This is a genomic window from Mycobacterium sp. NGS40 (assembly GCF_059812735.1).
This window is the reverse complement of sequence record NZ_JCALDG010000003.1, coordinates 25,677-48,707: the sequence shown is the minus strand read 5'-3', so window position 1 is coordinate 48,707 and position 23,031 is coordinate 25,677. Positions and strand designations below refer to the sequence as shown.

General features: G+C 66.0%; 21 protein-coding genes. 10 read left to right on the top strand and 11 right to left on the bottom strand.

Annotated features, from left to right (window positions below):
* Positions 1-5: 5 nt before the first annotated feature.
* Genes nrfD through fdh form a run of 3 tightly spaced genes read right to left on the bottom strand, consistent with a single transcriptional unit; the run spans position 6 to position 5,390 of the window.
* Positions 6-1,103 carry an NrfD/PsrC family molybdoenzyme membrane anchor subunit gene (gene nrfD / locus AC5Y5O_RS05925; RefSeq protein WP_500024204.1) on the bottom strand — a complete coding sequence of 366 codons (1,098 nt, stop codon included), beginning with the start codon at positions 1,101-1,103 and terminating at the stop codon, positions 6-8.
* The gene (locus AC5Y5O_RS05920) at positions 1,100-2,074 is read right to left on the bottom strand and encodes a 4Fe-4S dicluster domain-containing protein (protein WP_500024202.1); all 975 of its coding nucleotides are present in this window, start codon (positions 2,072-2,074) and stop codon (positions 1,100-1,102) included. Before AC5Y5O_RS05920 ends, nrfD begins: the two co-directional genes overlap by 4 nt.
* Positions 2,049-5,390, bottom strand: a complete 3,342-nt coding sequence (fdh, locus tag AC5Y5O_RS05915) for a formate dehydrogenase (RefSeq protein ID WP_500024200.1) — start codon at positions 5,388-5,390, stop codon at positions 2,049-2,051. Before fdh ends, AC5Y5O_RS05920 begins: the two co-directional genes overlap by 26 nt.
* 83 nt (positions 5,391-5,473) lie before the next feature.
* On the opposite strand from fdh, the gene AC5Y5O_RS05910 reads away from it, so the two are divergent.
* Positions 5,474-6,307 carry a DUF1707 SHOCT-like domain-containing protein gene (locus AC5Y5O_RS05910; protein ID WP_500024198.1) on the top strand — a complete coding sequence of 278 codons (834 nt, stop codon included), beginning with the start codon at positions 5,474-5,476 and terminating at the stop codon, positions 6,305-6,307.
* A 14-nt stretch (positions 6,308-6,321) separates the two neighbouring features.
* Here AC5Y5O_RS05910 and AC5Y5O_RS05905 read toward each other — a convergent pair whose 3' ends face one another.
* A complete protein-coding gene (locus AC5Y5O_RS05905) occupies positions 6,322-7,209 on the bottom strand; it encodes a fructose bisphosphate aldolase (RefSeq protein WP_096283435.1) in 888 nt (295 codons plus the stop codon).
* Between the two features lie 153 nt (positions 7,210-7,362).
* On the opposite strand from AC5Y5O_RS05905, the gene AC5Y5O_RS05900 reads away from it, so the two are divergent.
* The 4 genes from AC5Y5O_RS05900 (at position 7,363) to AC5Y5O_RS05885 (ending at position 11,095) form a co-directional block, all read left to right on the top strand.
* Positions 7,363-7,974 carry a TetR/AcrR family transcriptional regulator gene (locus AC5Y5O_RS05900; protein ID WP_096283433.1) on the top strand — a complete coding sequence of 204 codons (612 nt, stop codon included), beginning with the start codon at positions 7,363-7,365 and terminating at the stop codon, positions 7,972-7,974.
* 37 nt (positions 7,975-8,011) lie between these two features.
* On the top strand, positions 8,012-9,223 hold the full coding sequence (locus AC5Y5O_RS05895) for an acyl-CoA dehydrogenase family protein (RefSeq protein ID WP_500024195.1): 1,212 nt from the start codon (positions 8,012-8,014) through the stop codon (positions 9,221-9,223).
* A gap of 10 nt (positions 9,224-9,233) precedes the next feature.
* Positions 9,234-9,653, top strand: a complete 420-nt coding sequence (locus AC5Y5O_RS05890; protein ID WP_096283429.1) for a hypothetical protein — start codon at positions 9,234-9,236, stop codon at positions 9,651-9,653.
* Between the two features lie 224 nt (positions 9,654-9,877).
* Entirely contained in the window at positions 9,878-11,095 is a 1,218-nt protein-coding gene (locus AC5Y5O_RS05885; protein ID WP_500024193.1) for a GNAT family N-acetyltransferase, read from the top strand.
* Here AC5Y5O_RS05885 and AC5Y5O_RS05880 read toward each other — a convergent pair whose 3' ends face one another.
* Both AC5Y5O_RS05880 and AC5Y5O_RS05875 read right to left on the bottom strand, forming a co-directional pair.
* Positions 11,096-11,893 carry an adenylate/guanylate cyclase domain-containing protein gene (locus AC5Y5O_RS05880; RefSeq protein WP_096283425.1) on the bottom strand — a complete coding sequence of 266 codons (798 nt, stop codon included), beginning with the start codon at positions 11,891-11,893 and terminating at the stop codon, positions 11,096-11,098. It lies immediately after the preceding gene.
* Between the two features lie 26 nt (positions 11,894-11,919).
* Positions 11,920-12,861 (bottom strand): alpha/beta fold hydrolase, encoded by a 942-nt coding sequence (locus AC5Y5O_RS05875; RefSeq protein ID WP_500024191.1) that lies wholly within the window; start codon positions 12,859-12,861, stop codon positions 11,920-11,922.
* A 120-nt stretch (positions 12,862-12,981) separates the two neighbouring features.
* On the opposite strand from AC5Y5O_RS05875, the gene AC5Y5O_RS05870 reads away from it, so the two are divergent.
* The gene (locus tag AC5Y5O_RS05870) at positions 12,982-13,947 is read left to right on the top strand and encodes a 2-hydroxyacid dehydrogenase (RefSeq protein WP_096283421.1); all 966 of its coding nucleotides are present in this window, start codon (positions 12,982-12,984) and stop codon (positions 13,945-13,947) included.
* 4 nt (positions 13,948-13,951) lie between these two features.
* On the opposite strand, the gene AC5Y5O_RS05865 is transcribed toward AC5Y5O_RS05870, so the two are convergent.
* The 3 genes from AC5Y5O_RS05865 to AC5Y5O_RS05855 all read right to left on the bottom strand — a co-directional run bounded on the left by AC5Y5O_RS05865 (position 13,952) and on the right by AC5Y5O_RS05855 (position 16,445).
* The gene (locus tag AC5Y5O_RS05865; protein WP_165796280.1) at positions 13,952-14,650 is read right to left on the bottom strand and encodes an ABC transporter permease; all 699 of its coding nucleotides are present in this window, start codon (positions 14,648-14,650) and stop codon (positions 13,952-13,954) included.
* Between the two features lie 71 nt (positions 14,651-14,721).
* A complete protein-coding gene (locus tag AC5Y5O_RS05860) occupies positions 14,722-15,687 on the bottom strand; it encodes an aliphatic sulfonate ABC transporter substrate-binding protein (protein WP_096290781.1) in 966 nt (321 codons plus the stop codon).
* Positions 15,684-16,445, bottom strand: coding sequence for an ABC transporter ATP-binding protein (locus tag AC5Y5O_RS05855; protein ID WP_500024432.1), 762 nt, complete (start codon positions 16,443-16,445; stop codon positions 15,684-15,686). The genes AC5Y5O_RS05860 and AC5Y5O_RS05855 overlap by 4 nt, the downstream gene beginning before the upstream one ends.
* Before the next feature lie 286 nt (positions 16,446-16,731).
* Between AC5Y5O_RS05855 and AC5Y5O_RS05850 the strand changes: the two genes are divergently transcribed.
* On the top strand, positions 16,732-17,991 hold the full coding sequence (locus tag AC5Y5O_RS05850; protein WP_500024189.1) for an MFS transporter: 1,260 nt from the start codon (positions 16,732-16,734) through the stop codon (positions 17,989-17,991).
* 3 nt (positions 17,992-17,994) lie between these two features.
* Here AC5Y5O_RS05850 and AC5Y5O_RS05845 read toward each other — a convergent pair whose 3' ends face one another.
* Complete coding sequence (locus AC5Y5O_RS05845; protein WP_500024187.1) at positions 17,995-18,936, bottom strand: alpha/beta hydrolase; 942 nt, start codon at positions 18,934-18,936, stop codon at positions 17,995-17,997.
* Positions 18,937-19,103: 167 nt separating this feature from the next.
* Here AC5Y5O_RS05845 and AC5Y5O_RS05840 point away from each other — a divergent pair, with 167 nt between their 5' ends.
* A complete protein-coding gene (locus tag AC5Y5O_RS05840) occupies positions 19,104-20,174 on the top strand; it encodes an LLM class flavin-dependent oxidoreductase (RefSeq protein WP_500024185.1) in 1,071 nt (356 codons plus the stop codon).
* Here AC5Y5O_RS05840 and AC5Y5O_RS05835 read toward each other — a convergent pair whose 3' ends face one another.
* Positions 20,175-20,894 carry an NUDIX hydrolase gene (locus tag AC5Y5O_RS05835; RefSeq protein ID WP_096283409.1) on the bottom strand — a complete coding sequence of 240 codons (720 nt, stop codon included), beginning with the start codon at positions 20,892-20,894 and terminating at the stop codon, positions 20,175-20,177.
* Positions 20,895-21,012: 118 nt separating this feature from the next.
* Here AC5Y5O_RS05835 and AC5Y5O_RS05830 point away from each other — a divergent pair, with 118 nt between their 5' ends.
* Complete coding sequence (locus tag AC5Y5O_RS05830; protein WP_096283407.1) at positions 21,013-22,458, top strand: MFS transporter; 1,446 nt, start codon at positions 21,013-21,015, stop codon at positions 22,456-22,458.
* A complete protein-coding gene (locus AC5Y5O_RS05825) occupies positions 22,451-23,026 on the top strand; it encodes a hemerythrin domain-containing protein (protein ID WP_500024182.1) in 576 nt (191 codons plus the stop codon). Before AC5Y5O_RS05830 ends, AC5Y5O_RS05825 begins: the two co-directional genes overlap by 8 nt.
* The last annotated feature ends 5 nt before the right edge of the window (positions 23,027-23,031 follow it).

Genomic DNA, 23,031 nt, shown 5'->3' with positions numbered 1-23,031 from the left:
CCGCTTTACCGGGCGGAAGTGATCGAGTCGTCGGTGATGCCTGCCGCGCGGCGAGCCGCCAGCCGGCGCCGCTGCGGCTCCATCGTGTAGCGAGGGTCACGGGCCGATTCCTTGCCCGCCTCGAAGAAGCCGAACCTCAACATCGCCGACGCCGTCAGCAGCGTCAGGCCGGACAGCGCGGCGACATCGCGGCGGTGCCCGCCGAATAACGCGCCCAAACCGCCTGCGGCGGCCAGTATTTCGCTCGTCTGTAGCAGCCAGCCAGGCCTGCCATGGTGCAGCGGTTCTCTGGTCACCGGGTCCATCCGGGACTCTGTGAACCTGGCCGAGATCAGATCACCGACCGCACCGATGACCGCCAGCTTGCGCGCGGGCCCGGCCTCGGAGACCGGGGTGGTGATCATCGCCAATCCCGAGGCGGCCAGGCTCGCGGAGCTGACGAACACGAAGGGCAGGTCTCGGTACGCGGCATTCCACGTCGGGGTGGCCGTGTCGGTGAGCAGCACCGCGGTGTAGACGGCCAGCGGTGGCGACAGTACCGCGGCACCCAGGCCGGCCGGTGCCTCCACGGCGCGCAGCACGGACCGCAACGGGCCCAACGGAATTCGTTCGCCCGTCATTCGATCGATCTCGGCAACCGCGGCTATCCCGATGCCGGCGCTGAACGAGCTGAGGATCCACGAACCGATGCTCATCGGCGAGGTCAGCTTGACGGTCCGCAGCATGTTGACGAAACGCTCGGGCCGGCCCAAGTCCTTCACCAGCGCGACCGCGCCCAGTGACACCGCGATCAGAGCGGACAGTCTTGTGTTGCGGCGCAACTTCTTTCGGCCGGTGAGCTGAGCGCCGGCCGCGAGCAGGCCGGACCCGCCCGCGACGCCGCCCAAGAAAAGGTAAGCGGCCACTTCATGTCCCCAGGGCGCGGGCTTGACCACCGGACGGCCGTAATACGAGGTGAACTCGGCCTCGGGGACCATCGGCATTTCGCGTGAGCCGTCGGAACCACTGCCGCCGCCCCGACGGGCGCCGCGCCCGACTTTCCTGCGGCGCTTGCCCCCCTCGGGTTCTGGCGGGCGGAAGCTGTCGAATTCCGAGGTGCTCACCGGCTACTCCAGAACGCCAGCACGGCCGCTCCGGCCATGCCGACCGCAGCCATTGTCGCCCGCTTGAACATCGTGGGCAGGTCGGCGGTGCACACCCGCGGATCCGGCGGCAGACCGTAGACCTCGGGCTCGTCGAGCAATAAGAAGACCGAACCGGTACCGCCGACGCCGTCGTGCTCGTTGGCGCCGTAAAGCCTTGCCTCGGTGCGTCCTTCGGCGTGCAGCTGAGCCACCCGCTGGCGCGCTCGGTCCACCAGGTCGTCGTGATCGCCGAACTTGATCGACGTCGTCGGACAGGTCTGGGCGCAGGCGGGTATCTGGTCCTCGATCAGGCGGTCGTAACACAGCGTGCACTTCTGGGCGACGCCGGTGACGAACTCCTCCTTGGGGCGGCCCGGCCGGTCCACCGGCGTCGCATACGTGCCGTCGCTACGGCGCTCGACCACGCCGAAAGGGCAACCCGCGACGCATGTTCCGCAGCCGTTGCACACGTCGTGCTGGACCACCACGGTGCCGTACTCGGTGCGGAATAACGCCCCGGTGGGGCAGACGTCGAGACAGCCCGCATGCGTGCAGTGCTTGCAGACATCGGAGGACATCAGCCAGCGAAACTCCGGGGTATCAGGCGGTTTCGTGTCGGCGGGGACATCCGCAGCACCCGGGACCGCGGGCATGCCCAGGCTCACCAGCGCGCGGCCGGATTCGCGTGCCTCCTCGATACGGTCGCGACCCTGCTCGATGAACGCCACGTGTCGCCAGGTGCTCGCGCCCAGCGAGCCGGTGTTGTCGTAGGACGATCCCAGCAGCTCGAGGTCGCCGTCGCGCGGGTTGCGATTCCACTCCTTACACGCCACTTCGCACGCCTTGCAACCGATGCAGATCGAGGTGTCGGTGAAAAAGCCCTTGCGGGGCTTGACATCTTCCCACCCTGCATCGGCGGCTGGGTCACTCGGTCCGATCCGCTGAGCCATCGGTTCCCTTCCCGTCTCGCTCGCGATCGATGCTCTCCCAGACAGCTTCGCTCACTCGAATATTGTCCGTCTCCACGGTGGCGCCTGCGCGCGACTGGTATTCCTCGATCAACCGCAAAAGCTTCGCGCCTTGCGGCCGCCGGCCGGGCTGGATGTCGCAGGACCCGGCCTTGGACTCCTGGATCTGGACGTTCGGATCCAGCGTCACGCCTAGCAGATCGTTGGCCCCGTCCCCGCTCACCACCGCGTCGCTCCCGACACCCCAGTGATAGGGCAGCCCGATCTGGTGCACCGTGTGGTCGCCGATTCGCAGCGGGCTCATCCGCTCGGTGACCAGCACCCGTGCCTCGATCGCCGCACGCGGCGAGATGATCGTGGCCCACCCGTAGGGCTGGAGCCCGCGTTCGGCGGCCAGCTCGGGTGAGACCTCGCAGAACATCTCCGGTTGCAACTCCGAGAGATAGGGCAGCCACCGGCTCATGCCGCCGGCGGTGTGATGCTCGGTGAGCCGGTAGGTGGTGAACACGTACGGGTATACGTCGGCGCCTGGGTCGCCGGCGCTGGGAGCGCTCAGATTGTCCTTGCGCGGGAAGGTGATTCGCGAAGGGTTCTGCTGTTGCGGGTAAAGCGCGTTGGCAACCGGCGACTCCTGCGGCTCGTAGTGTGTGGGTAGCGGCCCGTCCACCACACCCTTGGGCGCGAACAGCCAGCCCTTGCCGTCGGCCTGCATGATGAACGGGTCGTCGCCCGCGATGGCATCCGGGCCGCCGACATCTGGGTCCGGCCGGCTACCCGGTGCCCGGTCGGCCACGAAGTCGGGCACGTCGTGACCGACCCAGCGCTGCTGCTCAGGGTCCCACCAGATGTAGCGCTTGCGCTCGCTCCACGGCTTGCCGTCGGGGTCGGCCGAGGCGCGGTTGTACAGAATCCGCCGGTCCAGCGGCCATGCCCAGCCCCACTCCGACTGGCTGGGTCCGGTGCCGCCGTGTGGCACCCGCCGGGCGGCCTGGTTGACGCCGTCCGCGTACACGCCGGAGTAGATCCAGCATCCGCAGGACGTCGACCCGTCGGCACCCAGTTCGGTGTACCCGGGCACCGGCTGGCCGGCTTTCGGCCCGGTCAAATAACAGCCACTGATCTCGGCCAGCACGGCTGTCGAATCGGGCTCGCCATGCTCATCGGTGGGATAGTCCCAGGTCAGATCCAACAGAGGCCGGTCGCGTTCGTCGGTGGATCCGGCCAGCCGCTGCCGGATTCGTTTGCCCAGCTCGAAAAAGAATTGCAACTCGCTCTGGCAGTCGCCGGGCGGGTCGACGGCCTTGTGCCGCCACTGCACAAGGCGTTGGGTCTGGGTGAAGGAACCAGCCTTTTCGACGTGCGTCGCCGCCGGGAAGAAGAACACCTCGGTCTCGATGTCCTCGGTTTTCAGCTCGCCGGAAGCGATCTCGGGGCCGTCCTTCCAGAAGGTGGCCGACTCGATCATGTTGAGGTCGCGCACCACCAGCCACTTCAGGTGCGCCATACCCATGCGTTGCATCCGGCCGTGCGCCGATCCGACGGCGGGGTTCTGTCCCAGCAGGAAGTACCCGTCGACCTCGTCTTCAAGCATCGACATGACCGTCTGATACGTCCCGTGCGGCCCGGACAGTCGCGGCAGGTAGTCGTAGGCCCAGTCGTTGTCCTCGCGGGCCGCATCGCCCCACCATGCCTTGAGCAGGCTGACGATGTAGGTGTCGGCGTTGGCCCAGAATCCTTTTTGGTTCTTCGGCCCGACCGCTTCGATGTAGTCAGCAAAGGTGTCGTGCACACCGGCCTTTGGCATCGACAGGTAGCCGGGCAGCAAGTTGAACAACGTCGGTATGTCGGTAGACCCTTGGATGGTGGCGTGCCCGCGCAGCGCCATGATGCCACTGCCCGGGCGCCCCACGTTGCCCAGCAGTAGCTGCAGAATCGTTGCGGTGCGGATGAATTGGGCGCCCAGCGTGTGCTGCGTCCAGCCGACGGCGTAAGCGAAGCAGGTGGTGCGCTCCCGGCCCGAGTTAGCGACGAGCGTGCGTGCGAGGTAGTCGAAGTCCTCGATGCCGATGCCGCAGACGTCGCGCACCATCTCCGGCGTGTACCGCGCGTAGTGCCGCTTGACGATCTGGAACACCGTGCGCGGATGCTGCAACGACTCGTCGCGCTGCACGCGGGCGTGCGGTAACGGCGGACCGCCGCTGCCGTGCGCGTCACCGGCCGCCCGGGCCGAGGCACTGGACCCGTGCTCGATGTCGGCCTCTTCCTCTTCCTGGCCCGCGTACGCCCAGCTGGACAGGTCGTACTGTCCGGTCTCGGGATCGTAGCCGGAGAACAGGCCGCCCAAATCCTCTGCGTCGCGGTAGTTTTCGTTGATCAAGGTGGCAGCGTTGGTGTAGGCCACCACGTACTCCTTGAACCACTTGTCGTTGCCGATGACGTAGTTGATCAGCGCCCCGAGTAGCACCACGTCCGAGCCCGCCCGAATCGGGATGTGTTTGTCCGACACGGCCGAGGTGCGGGTGAAGCGCGGATCAATGTGAATCAGCTTCGCGCCGCGCGCCTTTGCCTCCTCGACCCACTGGAAGCCGACGGGATGGCACTCGGCCATGTTGGAGCCCTGGATGATGATGCAGTCGGCGTTGGCCATGTCTTGCAGTGATTGGGTGGCGCCACCGCGCCCGAAGGAAGTCCCCAGACCGGGAACCGTGGAGCTGTGTCAAATACGAGCTTGGTTCTCGATCTGGATCGCGCCGGCGGCGGTGAAGAGCTTCTTGATGACGTAGTTCTCTTCGTTGTCCAGCGTGGCTCCGCCGAGCGCAGCGATCTTCATGGTGCGCCGCAGGGGATGGCCCTTCTTGTCGATGTCCTGCCAGGCATGCCGGCGGGCCTCGACGAAGCGGTCGGCCACCATGTCGATGGCGGTGTCGAGATCGATCGACTGCCATTCGGTAGCGCGCGGGGCGCGGTAGAGCATCTTGGTCTGCCGCCTCGGCGAGTTGACCAGCTGCTCACTGGCCGACCCCTTGGGGCACAGGCGGCCACGCGAGATCGGCGAGTCCGGATCGCCCTCGATCTGGACGACCTTCTCGTCCTTGACGAACACCTTCTGGCCGCAGCCGACCGCGCAGTACGGGCACACGCTTTGCACGACGCGGTCGGCGGTCGTGGTGCGTGGGGCCAGCGCACGGGTGTGCCTGGAGGTCACCGCCGGCCCACGGCCGAATGTGTCGGCCGAGCGCAGCTGACGGATGACGGGCCATTCGAGAAGGATCTTCGGCGAGGGCAGCTTCGAAGCCATGTCTTGAAGCCTAGTGGTGCGCGCGATCGACTACCCGCCGGGAACCGGCGCGGTATTCCACCGCGCCTCCTACGATGTTTGCTGTGATCAGCGACAGCACCCGGGCTACCGACGCCGATCGCAACAACGCCTGCCAAGCACTCGACGCGGCACTCGGCGACGGCCAGCTGTCGACAGAAGAACACCGCCAGCGGATCAGCGCCGCAACCAAGGCCACCACCCTGAGCGAATTGCAATCGCTGCTTTCAGACCTGCAAATCCATCACACCCCGGTCGCACCGGCGCACCCGACGCCGAAAGTCGGTAGCCGGGCCATCTGGATCGCGGGCGCGCCGGCCGCGGTGCTCTTACTGCTGGGTGCCGGTTTCGCCGTGATGCAGTGGAACACGCCATCGGGCACGCCTGCGCCGGACCTGACCACGACGTCGCCCAGCATCGGCTCCCCGGGCAACACCGCGAGTGCGGCACCGCAGCCGCAGCAATTGCTGAGCTTCGCCGGAATGACGGCCCTGCTGGCGCAGATGCGCACCCAGTTCGGCGACACCCTCGGCTATCAGCTGAACGTCTACCAAGACCAAGCGGTGGTGATGCGTCCGGACACCGCCAATGCACGCAAGGTGGTGACGTGGGTATACCGCGACGGCAGTTGGATGAACCTTGGTCCCACTCCGTCCGCCTTGCCGGACTCCGCAGTCGGTGACCTTGCCAAGTTCGACGTGCAGGCCGTCCTCGGCGTCGTGCAGCAGGCACCGCAGACGCTGCACATCTACGACGCCAGCCGAATCTATTTGACGGTCGAATCTCATCGCGAAGGACCACTGAGCCTGCGCATCCACGCCTCCGACGGGCCGCTCAGCGGGTCGATCGCGGTCGGCACCGACGGCAGCGTCACACAGGTCTCGCCCCCGGCGCGTTGACCCGGGGTGCCCGCCTAGGTGATCGACGCCGCGTAGATCTCCGCGATGTTCGATCCAAGCTTCTCGTCGAATTCCGCGTCGCTCTGCTGGGCGGTCAGTCCCTCGGTCAACGCCCGCGAGAAGCTGGCGATCAGTCCGTGATTGCGGGCCAGGATCTCGCAGCTCTCGGTGAGGCTGTAGCCACCGGACAGCGCGACCACCCGAAGCACCCGGGGGTGCTCGATCAGCGCAGCGTAGAGGTTGTCTTCGTCGGGCAACGTCAGTTTGAGCATCACCTGCCGGTCGCCCGGCAGCTCATTGAGTTTTGCGTGCAGCGCGGCCACTAGCAGGCCGTCCGCCTTGGGCTTGTCCGGGCTTTTGATGCTGACCTCGGGCTCGACGATCGGCATCAATCCGCGCTCGGCGATCGTGGCGGCGTACTCGAATTGCTGGTCGACAATGGCGTTGATGCCCGCCTCGTTGGGCTCTTGGATGAACGAGCGCATCTTGGTGCCGAATATGCCCTTGTCCACGGCCCGATCCAGCAGTGAATCGAGTTTGGTCATCGGCTTCATCAGCTGGACACCGTTCTCGGCATCGCCGAGGCCCTGGTCGACCTTCACGAACGGCACGATGTGCTTCTGCTTCCACAGATAGGCCGCGGTGTCTTCGCCGTTGATGGCCCGGTCCATGGTCTGTTCGAACAGGATCGTGGCCAGTACCTTGTCGCCGGAAAAGCTCGGGCTGGCCATCAGGCGCTCACGCATCTCGTGGATGAGGTTGAACATCTGCTCGTCGTTGTCGTAGGTGTCTTGCTCAATCCCATACAGTTTCAAGGCTTTTGGCGTACTGCCGCCGCTTTGGTCCAGCGCGGCGATAAAGCCACGCCCCGACGCCATCGCGTTGCGTTGCTCTTCGTTCACTGCGATCCCTCCGTCGTTGCTTGATCCGGGCCGGGCCCGGGTGCGCCGAACCCGCGACCCCGGGTCCCAGCATTGCGCACGGACGCCACCCGGGGCTAGTGCAGGTGCCGCGCCCGGTTTGCCATCGCCATGGTGAGTGAGTACTCTCTCACCATGCCCGATTCGGGACGCGATCGACTGCTGGCGGAGGCGCTGAAGCTCTTCGCCGCCAAGGGCTATGCGGCGACGTCTGTCGCCGACATCCAGCGGGCGTCGGGCCTGGCCCCCGGATCGGGAGCGTTGTACAAGCACTTCGCCTCCAAGCGTGAACTGCTGGAGGCGGCGGTGACCCAACGGATCGACAGCATCGTCGCCGCCCGAGAGCAGTTCGATGCCGGGCAGCCGGGCAGCGTCGAGCAAGCGGTGCGTACCGCCGGGCAACTGATCTGGAGCAATCTGAACCAAAGCGAGGATTTGCTCAAGGTCATGCTGCGCGAACCCGAGGAGCTCGGCGATCTCGACGAGAAGACCTGGCAGGTCATCACCGACAACGCCTATCAACGGTTCGCCGACGAGCTGGCCGCGTCCAATCGCTCCGGCCGTACCAGCATCCCGGATCCCGAGGCCGCGGCGGCCGTGGCGATCGCTTCGCTGTCTCACGCGGCGACGCTGCAGGCGCTGTCCGGACGCTTGCCTGGCAACGTCGACGAGGATCGCTATTTCGAAGCCTGGGTGACCCAGACCGTCAGCGTCCTCGCACAACACACCAACCCCAGAAAACCTTGAAAATCCAAGCGTATCAACCTCTTCCAGGAGTGGAACTATGACTTTCTCACTGCAACTGAGCGACGACGTCATCGACGTGCGCGATTGGGTGCACCAGTTCGCGGCCGAAACCATCCGACCCGCCGCGGCCGAATGGGATGAACGGGAGGAAACCCCGTGGCCGGTGATCCAGGAGGCCGCGAAGGTGGGCCTCTACTCTCCCGACTTCTTCGCGCAGCAGGCCGCCGAACCGACCGGCCTGGGCTTCCTCACCGCGTTCGAGGAGATGTTCTGGGGCGACGCCGGCATCGCGCTTTCCATCATGGGGACCGGCCTGGCCGCAGCGGCGTTGGCGGGCAACGGAACTCCCGAGCAGCTCGGCCAGTACTTGCCCGAGATGTTCGGTACGCCCGGCGACCCCAAGCTCGGTGCGTTCTGCTCGTCGGAACCCGATGCGGGTTCTGACGTCGGCGCCATCCGCACCCGGGCCCGGTTCGACGAGGTGACGAACGAGTGGGTGCTCAACGGCACCAAGACGTGGGCAACCAACGGCGGTATCGCCAACGTGCACATCGTGGTGGCGTCGGTCCATCCGGAGCTGGGCACCCGCGGCCAGGTGTCGTTCGTCATCCCGCCGGAGACCAAGGGGCTATCGCAGGGCCAGAAATTCAAAAAGCACGGCATCCGCGCGTCGCACACCGCCGAGGTGGTTCTCGACAATGTCCGGTTGCCCGAGGACTGCATTCTCGGCGGCCGCGAGAAATTCGAGGCCCGGATCGCGCGGGTCAAATCCGGCGCGTCGGCGGGTGGCCAGGCGGCAATGAAGACTTTCGAGCGCACCCGGCCGACCGTCGGCGCGATGGCCGTCGGCGTGGCCCGGGCCGCCTACGAGTACGCACTCGAATACGCCTGCCAGCGTGAGCAATTCGGCCGCAAGATCGGCGAGTTCCAGGCGGTGGCATTCAAGCTCGCCGACATGAAGAGCCGGGTCGACGCCGCCCGCCTGCTGGTGTGGCGTGCCGGCTGGATGGCCCGCAACAACCAGAACTTCGACTCCGCCGAAGGCTCGATGGCCAAGCTGGTCGCGAGCGAGGCCGCGGTCTACGTCACCGACGAGGCCATCCAGATTCTCGGCGGCAACGGCTACACCCGTGACTACCCGGTGGAGCGGATGCACCGGGACGCCAAGATCTTCACCATCTTCGAGGGGACGAGCGAAATCCAGCGCCTGGTGATTTCGCGGGCGCTGACCGGGCTGCCGATCCGTTAGGTTTGACAGCATGAAACGTGCGGTCGTCGCGACAATCGGATCCATCGTCCTCGGCTCCCGCGTAAGCATGCCCCTGGCGGCCGCGGACAACCCCGTCTGCACGGCATCGCTGTGCTCGTTTTTGTCTCCGTCGCGCAACATCAGCTGCGAGGTCAACTACAAGCGCGAACCCGGTCTGCCCGACGAGGTGTATTGCCAGACCCTTTCGCCGGAGCAGTCGGCGCACCTGTCCACCGGTGGGGTCGTCACCAGCTGTAAGGGCGCTTCGTGTGTCGGCAATCCGGCCGAGACCACGCCGACCCTTGCCTACGATCAGACCGCGAGTGTCGGCCCCTTCAGTTGCACGTCGAAACTGGACGGGGTGACCTGCACGGTCTCCGGTGGCAAAGGGTTCACGATCTCCAATGCGGGAATCACGTCCATCGGTTGACACTGTTCGCTTTTCGTCCCTTCTTCGCCCCGAATTGTCCTGATTCGAACGACTTCCGTTACCGGCTCCGTAATCCTTTCCGACAGTGATGAGGGCACCGCGGCCGCCTTGCCCTGGTTGCCAACCGTGTCCTGGCTGGCCGCGGCGGTGCTCATGCTGCCGGTGCTGCTGCGAATGCGAAGGCCGGTTGGGTCGGCGGCGCGGGCTCACACCATGATGACCACATGACCACCGAGCTCCGGGTTCTCGACAGCGAGGACGACCTCATCGCTGCGCTTAACGTCTTTCGCGTCGCGATGGTCGGTTTTCCACCGATATCCGATCTGCCCCCCGGCCAGATCACCAAGATGATCGACCCCGGACGGATGGTCGGGGCGTTCGTCGGTGGACAACTGGTCGGCACCGCCTATGCCGTGACCAACAGGTTGACCCTGCCCGGCGGAGTTGCCGTGAGCCACGCCGCGGTAACGGATATCGGGGTGCTGCCGTCGTTCACCCGGCGGGGCATCGCCACCGACCTGATGCGCCACCAGCTAGCCGACTTCACCACGCGAGGGGAGGTGGTCGCATCGTTGCGCGCGTCGGAGGCCACGATCTACGGGCGGTATGGCTACGGCGTGGCCAGCGCTATGCAGAGCACGCAGGTCCAGACCGCGCGGGCGGCGTTTCGTCCCGGAGTCGCGACGGGTGGCCCGGTGCGACTTGTCGGCGCCGCCGAGGCCTGGGAGATACTGCCTCGCATCTATGACGCCCATCGCCCATCCCGGGCGGGGACCATCGACCGGCCCGGCGTGTGGTGGGAGGGCGTGCGGCTGCGGACCGAATTGTCTTCTGGAGCTTGGTATGTCGCCGTGCACGGCGAGCCGGGCGACGAGTCGGGTTTCGTCCGCTACCGTCCCGTCGACACCGACAGGTGGTTTGTCAGCGAGCAGCGCACCATTATGGTCGAGGATTTCTTCGCGCCCACCGTCGAGGCCTACCTGGGGCTGCTGCGCTTCCTGCTCGGGCTGGATCTGATTGACCGAGTGACGTTTTGGATGCTGCCGCTCGATGATCCGCTGCCGTCGCTATTGGTCGACCGCCGGGCAGTCAAGGTGACCGCGGTGCATGACGAAACATGGCTGCGTGTCGTCGACGCGGAACGTGCGTTGGCGGCGCGCTCCTACGCCGGCGCCGGCGCCGTCACCGTCGCCGTCAATGACCCACTGTTGCCGAAGAATTCGGCCAGCTACACGATTACCGACGATAGCGTCGAGGCCACCACCCGGCCCGCCGATCTGCACGTCGGGATCGAGGGGCTGGGTGCGGTGCTGCTGGGCGGCACGACCTGGCGCAGTCTTGCCGTGGCGGGGCTGGCGCGGGCCGAGGATCCGGCGATGCTGGCCGTGGCCGACCGGCTGTTCGCCGTTCCCGAAGCACCCCATGCGGGAACGTTTTTCTGATCAGTCTTTGAATACCCGGACCGGGTAGAGGTTGTGGCTGCCCTGGAAGCCTTTCAACTCGGCCTCGCACGGTGCGCAGAGCTCGATATCCGGTGCGCCGTCGATCGCGTCGCGCACCGATTCGCTGACCAGGATCTCGCCGCCATCGGCCTGCCCGGCGACCCGGGCCGCCATCGCGACGTTGCGGCCGAAAAGGTCGCCGCCGCGCCGGACCGACGGTCCGAGGTGCATGCCGATCCGGACGCGAATGCCTTCGGTGTCTTCGAGCAGCGCGCGCTGCACACCGATGCCGCACAGCACGGCCTGACGGGGATCGGCGAAGGCCATCATGAATCCGTCGCCCTGATTCTTCACCACGTGTCCGCCGTGGTCGTCGACGAGTCTCTGGACAAGCCTGTTGTGTTGTTGCAGCACCCGCACCCACTCGCGGTCACCCAAAGCCTCGTTGTGGGCGGTCGAATCCTCGATGTCGGAGAAGGCGATCACGACATCACCATCGGCGGTGAGCCTGGCCAGGTCGGGCCGTTCCACCTGCGCCCAGCCGGCCAGGTCTTCGACCGAGTTACGGACCGTCGCGCCGACGCCTTTGGTGAGTAGCGAATCTGCCGTCTTGAATGCGGTTCTGATGGCAAAAGGGGCGACTCCGCGTCGGCGGCGGCGCCGGCCACTGCTGCGCCGGCTGCGTTCGAGTGCGGCGCGCGCGCCGCTGAGCTGGCGTCGCGACACGATCAGCAGCACGCCGAGCGTGATCAGGCCGCCGAGTTCGGCCACAGCGACCACAGTCAGCACCCCCGTCATTGGGCCGAGTATGCCGCAGCGCTTCGTCAGCGGTTTTCGGCAGACCTCTGGATCACCAGACGTACACCGGCCGCCACCGGGTCGGGCTGGCGGATTTGGATGAAGTGGTCGCTGTCGGTCGCGACCAGGTGCGGTGTCTGCGGCCGCAGCGCGATCAGATCCGACGCGCCGTCTCGCCAGGCCCGCTCCAGCGTGGCACTCTGCTCACCCGAGACGCTGCCGGGAACCGCGAACGGCTCGGTCCTCGTCAATACGACGGTGGGCACCGGCGGGAAAGGTCGCGCCTCGGCGACCTGCGCGATGCTCTTGTCGATGTCGATCACCTCGAACGAATCCGCATTCGAGAACTGCGGCAACGGGTGATCCAGCTGTTGGCGGTAGATCGGCCAGTCCGATCCCATCAGGCCCGGGATCTCGACGGCGAAGGCGTCGACGAACGCGCATGCCCGCACCTGTTCGGGATAGGTCTGCGCGTACAGGCGGATGAACAGCCCACCGAGCGAGTGCCCGACCAGAACGTAGGGGCCCGGCAGATGTGCGGCGGCCAGCAAGGCATGCAGATCTTGGACAACGTCCTGGGCGGTGCGTGGCATCGCAACCGGTGAACTGCGGTCGCTGATGCTGGGTGGGTCGGGATAGCGCAAGGTGCCGGGCCGGTCGTAGGCGCAAACGCGGTGGTCGTCGGCCAGCGCAGGTAGCACACCCGGACCGACAGCTGGGGCAACCACCTCGGATTGATTCCACGGATCCGACGAGTTGTGATAACCGGATTCCAAAATGATTGTCGGACTGCCCCTTCCGTGGCATTCCAGATACAGATGCCGGCCGTTGCCGATCTCGATCGGACCGGCAAAGTCGCCGCCACCGCCCGACCCTGGCGCAGCTTGGTGATGGGCGCCGCAACCGACCAGCACGACCAGCACTGCGATGGCCGACAGGAGTCTACGGGCGCTATCTACGATCTGCATCGCGTCATTGTGCAGCTAGGCCGGCCGTGCATAGCGGAATTCCGGGCAAGGTCATGCACGGCGTTTCGTACCGCCTATGCCGGCGATGCCGGCCCGGATGCGGTGGGAGATGATGCATAGGTGACGGTCGAGAAGAGCGACGTGTTGCGGATCGGCGACAGCTTCGAGCCCACCTTCGAACAAGAGCTGGCGGCTCGCTACGAAATTCCCTTACTCCCAAGCGGTCCGCGGCGCGCCGAGTTCCTAGCGCAGCATGCGGCCCAGATTCGCGTGGTGGTGACCTCCGGCCGCTACAGCGTCGACGCCGAAACCATCGCAGCGCTGCCCAATCTGGAAGCGATAGTCAACAACGGCGCCGGAGTGGATTTGATCGACCTGGCCGCGGCCGGACAACGGGGCATCGGTGTGAGCAATACTCCGGATGTGCTGTCGGACACCGTCGCCGACACCGCGCTGGGCCTGATCCTGATGACACTGCGCCGATTCGGTGCGGCCGACCGCTACGTGCGGGCGGGCCGCTGGGCAAACGAGGGTCAATTCCCCTACGCCAGAGATGTCAGTGGCCTTCAGGTCGGCATCTTGGGATTGGGCCGCATCGGATCGGCAATCGCTACCCGGTTGCTCGGATTCGACTGTGCCATCGTCTATCACAACCGGCACCGAATCGACGGATCGCCGTATCGTTACGCCCAGTCGCCGCAAGAGTTGGCCGAATCGGTCGACGTGCTGGTCGTGGCCACGACCGGCGACGAGCAGGCTCGTCATCTCGTCGACCGCTCCGTCCTCACGGCGTTGGGTCCCGACGGCTATCTGATCAACATTGCTCGGGGAAGTGTCGTGGACCAGGACGCGCTAGTGGAGTTGCTCGCCGCCGGCGCACTGGGCGGAGCGGGCCTGGACGTGTTCGCCGACGAGCCCAATGTTCCTGCGGCGCTTTACGATCTGGACAGCGTGGTGCTGTTCCCGCACATCGGTAGTGCGACAGCCCGCACCCGACGGGCCATGGCACTGCTGACGATCCGCAACCTCGAGAGCTACCTGAACACCGGCGAGCTGGTGACACCGGTGTTGCGCCGCCGCGGATAATCCACTAGCGCCGCCGCACCAGCCGCTTCTCCACGGTGGCCAGGGCATTGTCGGTCAATTTGCCCAGCGCGGCCAGCAGGACGATGGCCAACAACATCACATCGGTGCGTCCGGTGTTTTGGCTGTCCAGCAGCAGGAACCCCAGGCCCTTCGAGGACGCGATCAGTTCGGCGGCGACCACGAACAGCCACGCGTTTGCCAGGCCCAATCGCAGCCCGTTCACCAATTCCGGTGCAGCGGCGGGCAACATCACCGTAGCCAGCAGTGACGCGCCCCGTCGACCGTAGGCCCGTCCCACCTCCACCAACTGCGGGTCGACATGTGAGAGCGCAGATGCCGTCGTCGTGTACACGGGAAAAAACGCGCCGATGGCGACCATCAGGATCTTGGGCGTCTCGTCAATGCCAAACCACAACAGCAGCAAAGGAACCCACGCCAGCGAAGGCACGGTGCGAAACGCCGCGACAGTCGGCGCCAGCAATCGGCGCACGATTACCGACAGCCCGACCAGGGAACCCAGCGTGAGCCCCGCGACGGCGCCCGCAATATAGCCGACCAGCACCCGAGAACCGCTGGCCTGCAGGTGATTCCAGAGTTCGCCACGCCGTATGAGTCCGACCAGTGCCGACACCACGTCACCGGGAGGAGGAAGCTGGCTAGCCGAGAAGAACCCCGTGGTCGCGGTGGCGAGCTGCCAGCTCACCAGCAGCAGCACCGGGACAATCAGTCCCACTAACGCCAGCGGCAACTTCGCCAGCCGGCCCGACCGCGACGTCAGTGCGCTTGCTGAGCGAATTTCGGTTCGATCAGCGTGCTCAACGCGTTGCGGCCCGCGTCGTCGGACTTTATATCGGAGTCGGCTACCGCCAGCGGCTCCACCCGCGTCAGTACCGTGCGCACCGGGTCCCCCGGCACCGAGTCGATATCCACCAGCGTCCGGTTCAGCTCCTCCTGCGCCACGCTGAGCGCTATGTTCGCCTGCGAGGCCAGCAATGCCGCCAGTTGATCGGGGTGCGCTTTCGCCCACTTGCGGGCCTCCTCATAGCTGTTGACGACCGCCTGGAGCGCTTCGGGGTGATCGGCGATGAAATCCTCGCGGGCGTCCAAGACGCCGAAGGTGTTGAAACTCGGGTTGCGGTAGATGAATCGCGAACCCTGCTGCTGGATGGTCTGTGCGATGAACGGATCCAACCCGGACCACGCATCGACGTTGCCGCGTTCCAACGCGGTCTTGCCGTCGGCATGCTGCAGGTTGACGATCTCGATATCGCTCGGTGAAAGTCCCGCTGTGGCAAGCGATTGCAATAGGAAGAAGTACGGGTCGGTGCCCTTGGTAACAGCTACCTTCTTGCCCTTGAGATCGGCTACCGAATTTATCGGCGAGTCCTTGGTGACGACCAGGCCCGTCCACTCACCGCCCGCATAGAGGTCGACGACCTTGATCGGCGATCCGTTGGCCCGCGCGACCAATGCGGCGGACCCAGCGGTCGATCCGATGTCCAGTGCTTTAGACCGCAGCCCCTCGTTGGCCTTGTTGCTGCCGGCCGAAAGCACCCATGTGACGTTGTAACCGCGGTTTTCCAGTAGGTGCTGGTCACGCACCACCAGACTCAACGGGTTGTAGTAGGCGTAATCCAGATGGATGTCTCTCGACGCCGTAGGGCCCGCATTCGAACCGCAGCCCGATACCGCGACGATGCCGGCGATCACCGAAATCGAAGTCAGGTAACGACCTTTCACCATGCTTTTGCCTCACTGTTTCGTCGGGGTACACCGAGCTCGTCCAACAATTGCTCCCGCAACGCGGCGATTCGCGGATCCCCGCGGTCGCGTGGTTTGGGTATCGCGACGTCATGCGTCGCGGCAATACGGGCGCCGCCGCCCGAGTCATCCGTGCGCAGGATCAGCACTCGGTCGGCGAGGATCGCGGCCTCGTCCACGTCATGGGTCACCAACACCGTTGTCGTACCTGCCTCCTGCTGCACGGCATCGAGCAGGTCTTGCATCCGCAGTCGTGTCAGAGCATCAAGGGCGGCCAGCGGCTCGTCCAGCAACAGAACGCGCGGGCGTCGCGCCAGAGCCCGCGCGAGGCCGGCGCGCTGCGCCATACCACCGGAGACTTGCCGCGGATAGTGCTTGCCGAACTCGCGCAACCCGACGACCTCAAGCCAGTGTTCAACTGCACCAATACCTTTCGCGCGTACCGTGCCGGGCGCCAGCCCATAGGCCACGTTTGCGGCCAAGGATCGCCAGGGCAGCAGCCGCGGCTCCTGAAACACCACCGCGCAGCGTGGGTCGATTCCGCGCACCGCTTCGCCGTCGATCTCGATCCGCCCCCCGCTCGGACTGTCGAGACCGGCGATGAGCCGCAACAGTGTGGACTTGCCGCTGCCCGACGAGCCGAGTAGCGCGACCACCTCGCCCGGCTCGATTTCGATGTCGACGTCGTGCAGCACGGTGTGTGCTCCGAACGTGCGGTCGACACCGCGAAGGGACACCCGGGCCGGCGCCGGATTGGTCGACATCACCCGCGCAGCCTAGGAATCGTTGTGACAGACCACCAGGTTTGCTTCGGGCATGATTCAAACCCCGCCCCGCCGGGCAGTCTTGGGGTTGACAACCGTCGTTGTATCGCCAGTCGGAATAACCACGCGGGCGTCGCCGTCTGTGGACAGGGTGCAGCGCTGATTTTCGCGTCGCGCTTCCAAAAGCAGAACGCTGTGGCCGATATCACCGCGATACACAGTTCGTCCATCAACCGCGTGCAGAGACTGGGAGAAATTCGTGTGCAGGTCAAATGTGGCAGTGCCGCGCCGGGTGCAACCCGCGACGGTGGAACCGCATGGACATGACGGACGCGGTGAATCCAGGGGATCCGGACAGTTGTTCGCCTCGGTGCTGGTCGTCCTGCTGGCAACAGGGTGGGCGGCCAACCATTTCGCCGGGTTGATCCCGGCGCTCAGCGATCACCAGCATTTCCATCGGACCACGCTGGACGCGATCTTCGGGATCTACGCGGTGGGACTGCTGCCCGGCCTGCTCATCGGCGGCCGGCTATCGGACGTACTGGGACGCCAGCCCGTGGCGTGGGCGGGGTCGATCACCACACTGGCCGGCACGGTCGCGATGCTGCTGTCACTGCATACTCCGGTCTTGCTCGGGGGCCGCCTGGTGGTCGGGGCCGGAGTCGGGCTCGTGGTCAGCTCGTGCACCGCCTGGGCCTCGGACATGAAGGGGCCGGCGGGCGCCGCGATTGCCGGCGCCGTCCTGACGGCCGGTTTCGCTTTGGGCCCGTTCGCATCTGGCGTGATGGCCTCGGTGGGGCAATCCGGGCTGTGGGAGTCGTTCGGCATCGCCGCCGCGCTGGTCGTGCTCGCCACGGTCGTCGCGGTGGTGTCAGCTCAGCGCACGGACGTGGCCGCACCGCTATCCGTGTCCGTCCACAAGCAGACCACGTCGGCACGCCCCGACATCACGCGGGCGTTGTGCTGGGCGCTGCCTCTGTCGCCATGGGTGTACTCCTCGGCGACTCTTGCCTTCGTCACGGTCCCCACCCACGTGCACACCGGGCTCGCCGCCCCGCTGGCCGCGGGAACCGCAGCGCTGATCACCAACGGCGTCAGCGGCACCACTCAATTGATCGCCCGCGCGCGGCAGTGGGGTCCGCAAACCGGCACCGTTGGCGCGGTGCTGGCCGCACTCGGCTACGCGGTGACCGCAGCGGCGCCGTCGACAATGCCGCTGACCGTGGCGTTGTCGCTACTGGTGGTGCTGGGCTGCGCATCCGGGCTGCTGCTCCGTGAGGGCCTGATCGACTTGGAAGCCGCCGCGCCGCAACACTTGCGCGGTGCCCTCACCGGCACGTTCTACACGGTCAGCTACATCGGCTTCGGCCTGCCGATGCTGCTGAGCACCATCGGGTCCGCGAAAGCCGCCGCGACGATCCTCACGGTGATGGCGGTGCTGGCGCTGGCGACCGCCGCAGCGCGGGCGGTGCGGCTGCGCCGAAACGGCCATCGGCAGAACGAATCTCAGCCAGTGTGATCGCTACAGTGCCAGCGCTTGGCGCAGCACGGCGATCTTCTCCGCCTCTTCGCGCTTCGATATCGCCGCGTCCTGGATCAACATCGAGCCATGGAAAGTTCCTGGGAACAAATGCAATTCAACGCTCACATCGGCCGCCAGCATGGCCACCGCGTAGGCGACGCCTTCGTCGCGAAGTGGGTCGAAGTGCATAACCGCGACATACGCCGGCGGCAAACCGGCCAGATCGGTGGCACGAGCCGGCGCGGCATAGATCGGCACGTCGTCGGTTCCGGCGCGACCCGCGCCTAAATAACAGTCCCAGCTGACGATCGCTCGGGGGCGGCTCCACAGCGGTGTATCGATGAAGTCGGTCATGCTCGACGTGGCGAGTCGGTCGTCGAGTTCGGGCACCGACAGGAACTGAAACGCGATGTGCGGCCCGCCGCGGTCGCGAGCCAGCAACGCCAGCGCGGCACAGAGTCCGCCTCCGGCGCTCATCCCGTGGATGGCGATGCGTTGCGCATCGATGCCCAATTCGTCCGCGTTCTCGGCCATCCAGACCAGCCCGGCGTACACGTCCTCCAGGCCGCCGGGGAACGGCGTTTCGGGTGCGAGCCGGTAGTCGACAGACACCACGACGACGCCGAGTTCGCGGGCAAGGAAGACGTTCGAGCCGTGTTCGGTGTCGAGGTCACCGGCGATGAACCCGCCCCCGTGGACGCTGTACACCGCGGCGGGGGCGCTGCGCTGATCCGGCGAGTAGATGCGGATCCGAACCGCGGGATCGCCGTCGCGACCCGGGATTTCCCGCTCCTCGACCCGCAGTCCCGTGGCGTCCGGCACCGGAAGCGCTGCGATGAGGTCCGACATCGCCGCCCGAATGGCCAACGGGTCGCCACCCGGCAGGTCGGGCAGATATGGCAGCGCCGCAGCAATTTCCGGATCGAACGCATACGTCGTCATGGGCACTCCTGAATCGATCAGCGGCGATGTCGTTCGTTAGTTTGCCCCCGGCGATCGGTGTCTGGCTAGATCGATGGCCCGCTCGTGTGCGAACTGTGTATATCGGCGCGCTTTATCTCGCCGCCCGGATGGAATGAAGTCGAGGACCGATCGGTTCGTACATACCAGTGAAGTTTCTGCTGATAACGCTGATCACCCATGTGCCGGACCCTGTCTCAGGTGAGAAGAAGAGCCCGGCTGTTCGTTTGCGCGATGTGCTCGAGAAGGCGGTGCTCGCCGAGGAGCTGGGCTTCGACGGCTTTGCGGTCGGCGAGCGCCACGAAGACCCGTTCATCTCTTCATCGCCGCCGGTGGTGCTCAGCAACATCGCGGCGCGTACCTCGAAAATCGGCCTGTTCACCGGGGTTACGACGTTGAGCCTGCTCGACCCGGTGCGCGCATTCGAGGACTACTCCACGCTGGACAACCTGTCCGGCGGGCGCCTGGAGCTGATCATCGGCAAGGGCAACGGGACGGCACAGGCCCAGTTGTTTCACGTGACGGCCGAGAACCAGTGGGACCGCAACCGCGAAGGCTATGAGCTGTTTCGCCTGCTATGGGAGAGCGAGAACGTGACGTGGTCGGGCAGATTCCGGCCGCCGCTCGTCAACGCCAAGACACTTCCCCGGCCGCTGCAGAACCGGATACGGATCTGGCACGGCAGCGCCACCAGCAAGGACTCCGTCGACCTCGCGGCTCGTCACGGTGATCCGATTTTCTCCGCCAATGTCGTCAACCCCATCGAGCCATACGCGGAGCTGGTGCGCCATTACCGGCAGCGGTGGGAGTTCTACGGACACCGCCCCGAAGATGCCTTGGTCGGCGCGGGAACCGCTGGGTTCTATGTCACCCGAACGTCGCAGGAAGCAGTGGCGGCCTACCGGCCGATGTTCGAGGCCCGCCTGACATTCGCGCGCCGCGCGGGAGTCCCGGTGGTGTTCGACTCGATCGAGGATTTCGTCGAACGCAGCTCCGCATTGGTGGGCAGCCCCCAGCAGGTGATCGACAAGGTCGGCAGATACCACGAGCAGCTCGGCCACGAAGTGATGCACCTGTCCGCCGATATTGACGGCGTGACACCAGACCAACAGCGTCGTAGCCTCGAGCTGTTTCAGTCCGACGTCGCTCCGGTTCTCCGGGAGCGGATTTCCAGCCGGCCGCTGGCAGCCCAGACGGCTACCAATGTAGTTGTCGGGTAACTACTTCCACGCGAAGACCGGCTGCTCCAGCCCGTCAACCCGGTCGTCCCGGCCTTCCAGGCCCAGCCAGCGCAGCTGCAACAACACCGCACCGGTAGGCGCGTGTATCAGGTCGTTGCCCAGTGGGATCTGCACGACCGGTCGCGGACTTTCCGGAATGGTGATGAACCGCGGCGAGTCGTCGCGTTGCAGTTGGTGCAGCCCCACGCGGTAGACCGCCACCACCTCGTCGGGCGCCGGATGAAGGTCGAGCCGGCCACCGCCCCAAATCACCACCGGCGTGATGACATATCCGGAACGAGTCGGGTAGTCGTCGAGTAGTCCCAGCACGGTCGAGCCTGCCAGTTCGATCCCGACTTCCTCATGCAGCTCACGCAGCGCCGCGTCGACCACCGTCTCCCCCGGATCGAGGCGGCCACCGGGAAGCGCCCACTGCGCCGCATGCGAGCTGAGGCGAGAAGTTCTGCGGCACAGCAGGAATGACGCACCGCCGGACACGTCGACCATGCGCCCGTCCAGATCGGCGGACGGCATCGGGCGGCCGGCATTCCAGTCCTCCACGGACACCGGGTCCACCCGGTCCTCGCCGACCTCCGAATCGACGAGCACCACGGCAACGGCGGCGTGCCGCTTGCTCGGGTCTGTCACGATGCGACGATCGTGGGCGGCGACGTTGCGGCGAACCTGTTCGCGCAGCGCCTCGTCATAGGGAATGGTCACGACTGCAGCCTAAGCCGAGAGGTTTCTCACATCCGGCGGCCGGTACTGCACGGTATAGTCTGCTATATCCAGCGTTCGGCGGCGTCCGTCGACCAATCACCTGATCCGCGAGGCGGCCTTGACCACGCAGTTCTCGACCACCCGAGCAACCGCGACGGTGGTCGTGGTTTCCGCCGCGTCGTTTTTGGCCAGCCTGGACCTGTTCATCGTCAACATCGCGTTCCCCGAGATTCGTGGCGCTTTCGGTACGTCCGATCTCGGTGCGATGTCCTGGATCCTGAACGCCTACACCCTCGTCTTCGCGGCGTTCCTGAATCCGGCCGGCCGCCTGGGAGACCGCTACGGCCATCGCCGAATCTTCCTGTGCGGGTTGGCTGTATTCACTGTGGGGTCGGCCGCCTGCGGGCTGGCCGGATCCTTTGCGCTGCTGGTGGCATTCCGCGTGGTGCAAGCGTTCGGCGCCGCGATGCTGATGCCGAGTTCGCTTGCGCTGCTGATGGCCGCTGTGCCCGCGGGGCGGCGGGCTGTTGCGGTCAGCACCTGGTCGGCGGTGGCCGCCATGGCCGCGGCTCTGGGCCCGCCGATCGGCGGGCTGCTGGTCGAATTATCTTGGCGTTGGATCTTTTTCGTCAACCTGCCGGTGGCGGTGCTGGCCTTGGTGGCCGGTCTGCGGGTTCTCACGGAGACCGCTACGACAGGTGGTGGGATGCCTGACCTGTTCGGCGCGCTGAGTCTTGTGTTCAGCGTCGGGGCTTTGGTGTGGGCCCTGATCGAGCTGCCCGTGCCCGGTTCTGACACCGGCAAGATCGTGATCGCGGTCGCCGGCGCCGGATGCGCGTTGGCACTGGCGATCTGGCGTTCGCTGCGTCATCCCTCCCCGGCATTGGACCTGGCTGCCGTACGCGTGGTCCCCATGTGGTCGAGTTGCCTGGCGCTGTTGCTGTTCGCCGCGGCGTTCGGTGCGATGCTGCTGGGCAGCGTCATGCTGCTCACCACGGTGTGGGGCAAGGCACCCGCCGCCGCCGGTTGGTGTTTGTCACCCGGTCCCGCGGTCGTGGTGGTTGTGTCGCTGACGTTCGCCGGCCGGCTGATCGGCAGGTTCGGGATCGGCGCGGTCGCCGCGGCAGGTGCCACACTGTATGCGGTCGGAATCGCCGTCTGGCTTTGCCGGGTGGGTCCCGAGCCGCACTACCTCGCTGATTTCCTTCCGGGACAATTGTTTACCGGGGCAGGTGTCGGCCTGGTCATGCCCAGCCTTTCCGCCGTCAGCGGTCTGGCCCTGCCGTCACACCGATGGGGCGCCGGATCGGCACTGACGAATACCGCTCGGCAGTTGGGCACGGTGTTCGGCACCGCAATCCTGACGATGATCTACCAGCCCGGCATCGATCTGGCCGCGGTCCGGCGCGGTTGGGTGTTCATCGCCGCCGCCGCCGGCGCCTCGGCGTTGATCGCCGTCGCGCTGGCAGTCTGGTGGAAGACCGAAGGCAGCGGCTTGACTGCTGCCGTCGACGTCGGACACCATGACCGCGAGGCGCAGAAGGCGGGGAGTTGCAATGGCTGACATCACCATGTTGATCCTCGACGACCACGACTGGTTCCGCCAACAATTCGCCAAGCTGGACGAGTTGCAGGCCCAGACGCCGCCCAACCCCCGCGCACTCGCGCGAGTCTGGCGTCCACTGGCCGACAAGCTCGACGTACATGCCTACATCGAAGAGAAGATCTTCTACCCGCAACTGCTCCAACGCGGAGCCGACGACCCCGAAGGCGAGACGCTGGATGCCATCGGTGATCACAACGACATTCGCGGCGGCGTGCGCGACGCCAACGCAGCCTCGGTGGGCACCGAATCGTGGTGGGCGGCGGTGGGCCGCACCCGAGTTGCCAACGACGACCATATGGCCGAGGAGGAACGCGAAGGCCTGGCAGACTTTCGCCGCAACGCCCCGATCGGACTGCGCGTAGCGCTCGGTCAGCAGTACAGCGAATTCATGACCCGGCACCCCACCACCGAGGGAATCGAAATCGTCGACCACGACCCCGAGGCCTATGTCGAGGGCGTCGAAAACGCCCCGCCGTCGAAGCCGCAAGACTTCTCATTGCACATCGGCAGTCTCAAAGGGCAATAGGCGCA